This window comes from Streptomyces sp. NPDC054840, from assembly GCF_053611065.1.
Window position 1 is genome coordinate 1 of the sequence record NZ_JBSGZP010000453.1, and the last position, 6,160, is coordinate 6,160.

Below are 6,160 nucleotides of genomic sequence, written 5' to 3' on the forward strand. Positions count from 1 at the left end.
ACACTTATCTATACAACAGGCCGCCCGTGGCCAGGCCGTAGAGCCGGGGCTCCATCCGGCCCTCGGGCAGGACCAGCCCGTCGGCCAGCAGGTCATCGTTGATCTCGCAGTCCTGGGCGATGTTGACCCGGACCGGATCGCGCTGGTCCGCGGCGGGCAGCCGCTCGGCCCGGCCGTGGTGGTCGCGCAGCAGGTGCGCCACCTCGTGGATCCACACCCCGGCCAGCTCGGTGACCGGGGTCGCCTCCACGAAGGCGGGCGAGACGTAGCAGCGCCAGTGCCGGTCGACGCCCATGGTGGGTACGCCGGCCGAGGGGACGACGGTCAGGGCGTACAGCGCGGAAGCGAGGTACGGACGGGTCTCGGCGGCCTTGTAGCGGGCTGCCAGCAGCTTCGCGCGGTCCAGCTCCGGGCGCACGGCGGACCGGGTTCAGGTGCCGCCCGGCAGCGAGCCGGACAGCTGGAGCAGTTCCACGAAGGCGTCGATGCCGGCGGGCACCGGCCAGTCGAGGTCGCGCATCGCGGCGAGGTCGGCGGCGGCCCGGGCGGCGACGTCGGGCACGCCCGCGTCCACAGCCTTGGCGAGGACCGCCCAGCCCGCCTCCCAGCGGGGGCGCGTCAGCTCGCTCTGCACGGCCGCGACGACGGCGATGAGGAAGGCCAGTTGCCGGTCGCCGCGCTCGGGCAGGGCGAAGGCGTCCGGGTCGGCCAGCACCCGGTCCGGGTCGGGCAGGTCCAGGTGTTCGAGGTACGAGAGCAGTTCGATCCCGGCGGCTTCGCCCACGGCCCCGGTGAGCGCGGCGGCCAGCGCCTCCCGGCCCGAGGCGGCGGCGTACCCCGTGGCCAGCAGCCGCAGGGCCATCTCCCAGGTGCGCGGTGACGGCCACCCGCGGCCCCGTCCGGCGGCCTCGGCCGGCATGTGGTGGACCAGGCCCGGCCGGGCGGTGAGGAAGCCGGAGACGGCGCCGCGGGCCCGGGCGACCGCACCGGCGGCCTTGGCGGGATCGACGGCCGGGATCGCCACCTCGGGCCAGGTACCGGCCATGCCGCGGGCCACGGTGCGGGGGTTGTGCGTCCAGTCGAGGTGGACGAAGCGGTTCGCGAGCGGCGGGCTGAGGTGCCAGCCGTCCGCGGCGCTGGCGGGCGGGTTGGCCGCGGCGACGATCCGTACCGCCGCCGGCAGTTCGAGGCTGCCGACCCGGCGTTCCAGGACCACGCGCAGCAGGGCCGCCTGCACGGCCGGCGGGGCAGAGGACAACTCGTCGAAGAACAGCAGGCCGTGGCCGGTGCGAGCGAGGCGTACCGCCCAGTCCGGCGGGGCCATCGGGACACCCGTGGTGGCCGGGTCCTCGCCGACGACGGGCAGCCCGGCGAAGTCGGAAGGCTCGTGGACGCTGGCGATGACGGTCTCCAGCGGCACGCCGAGTGCGGTGGCGAGCCGCTCCATGCCGGCGGACTTGCCGATGCCGGGCTCACCCCACAGGAGGACCGGCTGATTGGCAGTCACGGCCAGGGCGAGGGCCTCCAGTTGGGGATTCGTGGCGGGTTCGGTGCGGGTGGCGCTGAGCCGGGCGCCCAGGGCGTCGGCGGCCGCCAAGGCCCGGGCGGGCTGCGGCTGGGTCGCCCTCATGCGTGGTCCTCGCCCTCGTCGTCGTCTTCGTCCTCGTCGTCCTCGTCCTCGCGGTAATCCATGTGCTCGTCGAACCAGTCGGCGCCGATCCCCGGAAACTCCGCGTCGACGCGTTCGCGCAGGAAGGCGAGGTCGGTGCGCTTGTAGCGGCGGATCTCCTGGGACAGCGACAGTTCCATCTCGTCGATGACGTCGATCCGGGAACCGGCCGCCAGCAGGGCCCTGACCAGTTCCGCCGAACCACCCCAGTGCACGGCGGACAGCAGCGGGGTCCGCTCGGCCTTGTCCCGCGCCTCCAGGTCGGCTCCGGCCGCCAGCAGCCGGGGCAGCAGCACCTCGTGGTCGAGCAGATGGAGCGCGTGCAGCAGCCCGCGCCCGCGGGCGTCACGGATCCGGGGGTCCACCCCCGCGTCCAGCAGCGCCAGCACGCCCGGTGTGTCGCCGTGCTGGACGCGCAGGAAGAACTCGTGCCGCTGGGCCCGGAGGGCGCGCGGCAGCCGCCCCTCACCCGTGGTCCAGGCCTGCTGCACGGCGAAACACCCCGAGACCGCGCCGCCGAACGCCCCCATGGCGCGCTCGCGTTGCTGCTCCTCGGGGGTGTGCGGTACGTCGAGTACGCCGCCCCGCGAGCGGACCTCGTGCCATCCGCCGCGGCAGCGCACGCGGACCGGCCTGCCCGTGTCGGGGCCGGGCGGGCCCATGGCCGGCCCGGCGCCCGGGAACAGTGCGGCGGCCACCAGGGGGTGCAGCTCGCGCGGTGTGATCCGGCCGGTCCGTACCAGTTCGAGGTCGGGGAGGCGTTGCCACGCGTACCGGGGCAGGGGCGGGACGGTGAGCGCCTCGGCCTGTTCGACGACGCGGGCCCGGAGCCCGTCGGGACCGGTGTGCTCCAGCAGCAGGTAGGAGCGCCAGGTGGCCGCGATCCGGTACCGGTCGCCCGCTCCGGTCGCCACGAGCCGCGCCACCTCCGGCGTGAGTCGGGTGAGGTCGACGGGCATCCGGGCGAGGAGGCCCTGCGGGTCCACCGGGCGCTGGTACTGCTGCGGGGCGGGGACGGTCAGGTCGCACTCGATACCCGCCGCCTGGTACGCCCCGACCACGTCCTCCCGGGCCCACAGCGGGGCGATCCGCCCGGCGAGGCCGTCCGGGGCGGCGAAGCGCACGCCCAGTTCGGACGCGCACCGGGCGTCCCAGAACGGCCGGACCGCGGTCCAGTCCTCCGAGACGAAGCCGTGCCCCGCGTACACGTTCCACTTCTTGGCGGCGACGGGCGCGCAGTGCAGGCGCAGCCGCTGCGAGCCTTCGGTCATAACGGGGGTGGTGACCGACAGGGTCGGGCCGCCGGGGCCGCCGTAGGAGGCGAGCAGGATCCGCAGTGCGGGGGCGATGGTCGTGCGGCCGCCCAGGAGCCGCGGCAGGTGCCAGCGCAGCAGGTCCGGGGCGAGGTGGCGCAGGTCCTCCGCGACGGCCCCGGCCACTTCGGCGCCGTAGCGGGCCGCGAGGTCGGGCAGCTCGAAGGCGACGTCCACGGCGGCGGCCGCGCAGGCCGCCCGCCAGTCACCGGCCAGCCGGTGCGCGGTGGCCCGCTCGATCATCCAGCCGGGCACGGCGTAGCGGCGGATCCGCTGCCATGCCGGTCCGTCCTCCGGCCGGAAGCCGCCGGGCAGTTCGGCCTTCTCCGTGCTCTCCACGTTCCGCACGCTCACCGGTACACACTGCCGATGGCGCGCACGTCCGGGTGCGCCGCCCGGGCGGGACGCAGCCGCTCGGTGAAGGACCGCTTCACGCGGCGGGGCAGGCCGGGGCCCAGGCCGACGTACTCCAAGGCGCTGTCCGCGGGCACCGCCGCGAGCAGGCTCTTCGCACCACGCCCCGTGAGGCCGGTGTGCCGCAGCTCCAGTCGGCGCAGGGGGCTGCCGGCGAGAGCCGCGGCAAGGGCGTACGCCCCTGCGTCGCCGGGGTGGTTGCCGGGGGAGCCGAGGCTGCGCTCCGACATGGTCCGTCCGAGGTCGAGCGCCTCGATGCCGCCGAGGGAGGCGGCCAGGCAGCGCGCTCCGGCGGCGCCGATGCCGTTGCCGCCGAGCCCGAGACGGACCGGGTGGGCGGAGTCGGCCGCGGCGGAGGCGAGGGCCGCGGCTCCCTCGTCGCCGAGGTGGTTGGCGGGGACGTACAGCTCGCGTATTCCGGCCTGCCGGATCAGGGCGGCCAGCAGCGGGGCGGCCTCAGGGCCGAGGCCGTTGCCGCCGAGGAAGAGCCGTTCCAGGGGCTGCTCACGCTCCAGCAGGGCGTCGAGCAGCAGGCGTACGCCATCGGCGCCGATCCCGGTGTTGACGAGGTCGAGGGTGCGCAGGACGGTATTGCGGCGCAGCAGCGCGGCCAGGGTGCGGGCACCGTCCGCGAAGAGCGGGTTGCGCTTGAGCCAGAGGGCGCGGACGGTCGTGTCGTCGCCGAGGGCGCCGGCGAGGGAGGCCACCCCGTCGGGGCCGATGCGGTTGCAGCCGAGGTAGAGGGTGTGCAGCCCGTGGTCGCCCGTGAGCGCCTCGGCCAGGGTGCCGGCGCCCGCGTCGCCGATGGCGTTGGTACCGAGGAGCAGGTGCCTGGCGTGCGGGGAGGCGGCGGCGGCCGGCAGCAGACGGGCCGCGCCGGCCGGGCCGAGCCCCTGCTTGCAGAGGTCGACACGGCCGTCGGTGCGCAGGGTGCCGAGCGGGAAGGTCTCGTCGGTCTCGACGGGCCGGTCCGCGGCGAGCCGGGCGAGCAGCGGGCCGAGGCGGGCCGGGTCGGCCGGTGGCAGGTCGGGGTGCTCGATCGCGGGGCACCGTACGGGTGTCGGCTGTGTCATCACCACTCCACCGGTTTCATTCGCCGGTGCCCGGCGTCCATCACGACTTGACGAGAGAACTGCAGAAGGAGACGCAAGACCGGTCGGATTCGAACCGACGTCCTCCAGCTCGATGCGTGGGCGCGACGACCTCTGCGCTACGGCCTTGCTGACGGCGATCATACCCATCCGGCGGCCAGAAATCGATCACCAGTTTGGCCGGTCTCGTGGGCGCCGAGGCCGGCCGCGGTCGCGTCCCGCGAGTCGGACCGCGAGGCGGACCGCGAGGCGGACCGAGTGGTTCCGGACAGGTTTTCGAGGATGCGGTTCGCGGCGAGAAGGGCGGAGGCTCTGATTCTGCTTGGTGCCGCGGTGTCGGCGAACGGCGACGCGTGGCCGATATTCGACCGTATGTTCCTGATTTGCGAAGCCCTGACACACCGTCGACGTCTCGGTACGCTACGGTAACTTGACTGTCCGTTATTCCCCGGACACCCCTTGCATCCCTCTGTCAACCACCGCCCTGGCACTCCCATGCCCGCGGCGGACCGCCACGGAGAGCGACACACATGAGCACCGCCACCGCACACAGCCGAATAGAAGCCTTAGGCGTCTGCCTTCCGGCAGCCGTCCAGACCACTCCAGAACTCGCCGCCCTGGTACCGGGACTGGGGGACGTCGACATCGAGAAGATCACCGGGATCACCGAGCGGCGCGTGTACGACCCCGAACCGGCCGCCGGCGAGGACTCGTTCGGGATGGCCCTGTCCGCCGCCCGGGACGCACTGGAGTCCTCCCGCTATCAGGCCGCCGACCTCGACATCGTCATCTCCGCCTCGATCACCCGCTTCAAGGACGGCAGCCGTTTCACCTTCGAGCCGTCCTTCGCCGCGATGCTGGCCGGGGAGCTGGGCGCCCGCTCGGCCATCCACTTCGACGTCTCCAACGCCTGCGCCGGAATGATGACCGGTGTGTGGCTGCTCGACCGGATGATCCGCTCTGGTGCCGTACGGCGCGGGCTGGTCGTCAGCGGCGAGCAGGCGACCCGCGTCGCCCAGACCGCCGCCCGCGAGATGGCCGACTCCTACGACCCGCAGTTCGCCTCGCTCTCCGTCGGGGACTCGGCGGCCGCGGTCGTCCTGGACACCTCCGTCGACGCCGCCGACCGCATCCACTACATCGAGCTCATGACCTGCTCGGAGTACTCCCACCTGTGCATGGGCATGCCCAGCGACCGCACCCCGGGCATCTCCCTCTACACGGACAACAAGAAGATGCACAACCGCGACCGGCTCAGGCTGTGGCCACGCTTCCACGGGGACTTCCTGGCCAAGCGGGGGCGGGCGTTCGCCGCCGAGGAGTTCGACCACGTCATCCAGCACCAGGTCGGCACCCGCTTCATCGACTACGCCAACCAGACGGCCGAGGCCGAGTTCGCCACACCCATGCCCGACTCGCTCTCCGTCGTGGAGCGGTACGGAAACACCGCCACGACCTCGCACTTCCTGACGCTGTGCGAGCACCTCAGGGCGGGCGGCGCCCGGCCCGGGGCCAAGTACCTGCTGGTGCCGGCCGCCTCCGGGGTGGTCACCGGTGCCCTGTCCGCGACGCTCACGAACGTGGGGGTGTGAGCCATGGGCATGGTCATCACCGCAGCCGCAACCGCACTTCCCGACAGGTCCGCCCCGGCCTCCGTGGTGGACCTCGCGGGC

The 6,160-nt window shown here is 73.7% G+C and carries 4 protein-coding genes and 2 pseudogenes; 1 reads left to right on the forward strand and 5 read right to left on the reverse strand.

Annotated elements, in window-relative coordinates:
- Window positions 1–16: 16 nt before the first annotated feature.
- The 5 genes and pseudogenes from ACWGIU_RS26615 to ACWGIU_RS26635 form a co-directional block, all read right to left on the reverse strand.
- A pseudogene (locus tag ACWGIU_RS26615) lies at window positions 17–418 on the reverse strand (DUF2201 family putative metallopeptidase); the annotation flags it as partial.
- A gap of 12 nt (window positions 419–430) precedes the next feature.
- Window positions 431–1,630: an AAA family ATPase gene (locus tag ACWGIU_RS26620; protein ID WP_453709839.1), complete on the reverse strand. Its 1,200-nt coding sequence runs from the start codon at window positions 1,628–1,630 to the stop codon at window positions 431–433.
- The gene (locus ACWGIU_RS26625; RefSeq protein ID WP_453709840.1) at window positions 1,627–3,336 is read right to left on the reverse strand and encodes an ankyrin repeat domain-containing protein; all 1,710 of its coding nucleotides are present in this window, start codon (window positions 3,334–3,336) and stop codon (window positions 1,627–1,629) included. The genes ACWGIU_RS26620 and ACWGIU_RS26625 overlap by 4 nt, the downstream gene beginning before the upstream one ends.
- The gene (locus ACWGIU_RS26630; protein ID WP_453709842.1) at window positions 3,333–4,469 is read right to left on the reverse strand and encodes a gala protein; all 1,137 of its coding nucleotides are present in this window, start codon (window positions 4,467–4,469) and stop codon (window positions 3,333–3,335) included. Before ACWGIU_RS26630 ends, ACWGIU_RS26625 begins: the two co-directional genes overlap by 4 nt.
- Before the next feature lie 74 nt (window positions 4,470–4,543).
- Window positions 4,544–4,616, reverse strand: a pseudogene (locus ACWGIU_RS26635).
- 401 nt (window positions 4,617–5,017) lie between these two features.
- Here ACWGIU_RS26635 and ACWGIU_RS26640 point away from each other — a divergent pair.
- Window positions 5,018–6,079 carry a 3-oxoacyl-ACP synthase III family protein gene (locus ACWGIU_RS26640; protein WP_453709844.1) on the forward strand — a complete coding sequence of 354 codons (1,062 nt, stop codon included), beginning with the start codon at window positions 5,018–5,020 and terminating at the stop codon, window positions 6,077–6,079.
- The last annotated feature ends 81 nt before the right edge of the window (window positions 6,080–6,160 follow it).

Coding starts and splice junctions, on each gene's coding strand:
- ACWGIU_RS26620 (WP_453709839.1), bottom strand. CDS start 1,630: ATGAGGGCGACCCAGCCGCAGCCCGCCCGGGCCTTGGCGGCCGCCGAC.
- ACWGIU_RS26630 (WP_453709842.1), bottom strand. CDS start 4,469: ATGACACAGCCGACACCCGTACGGTGCCCCGCGATCGAGCACCCCGAC.
- ACWGIU_RS26640 (WP_453709844.1), top strand. CDS start 5,018: ATGAGCACCGCCACCGCACACAGCCGAATAGAAGCCTTAGGCGTCTGC.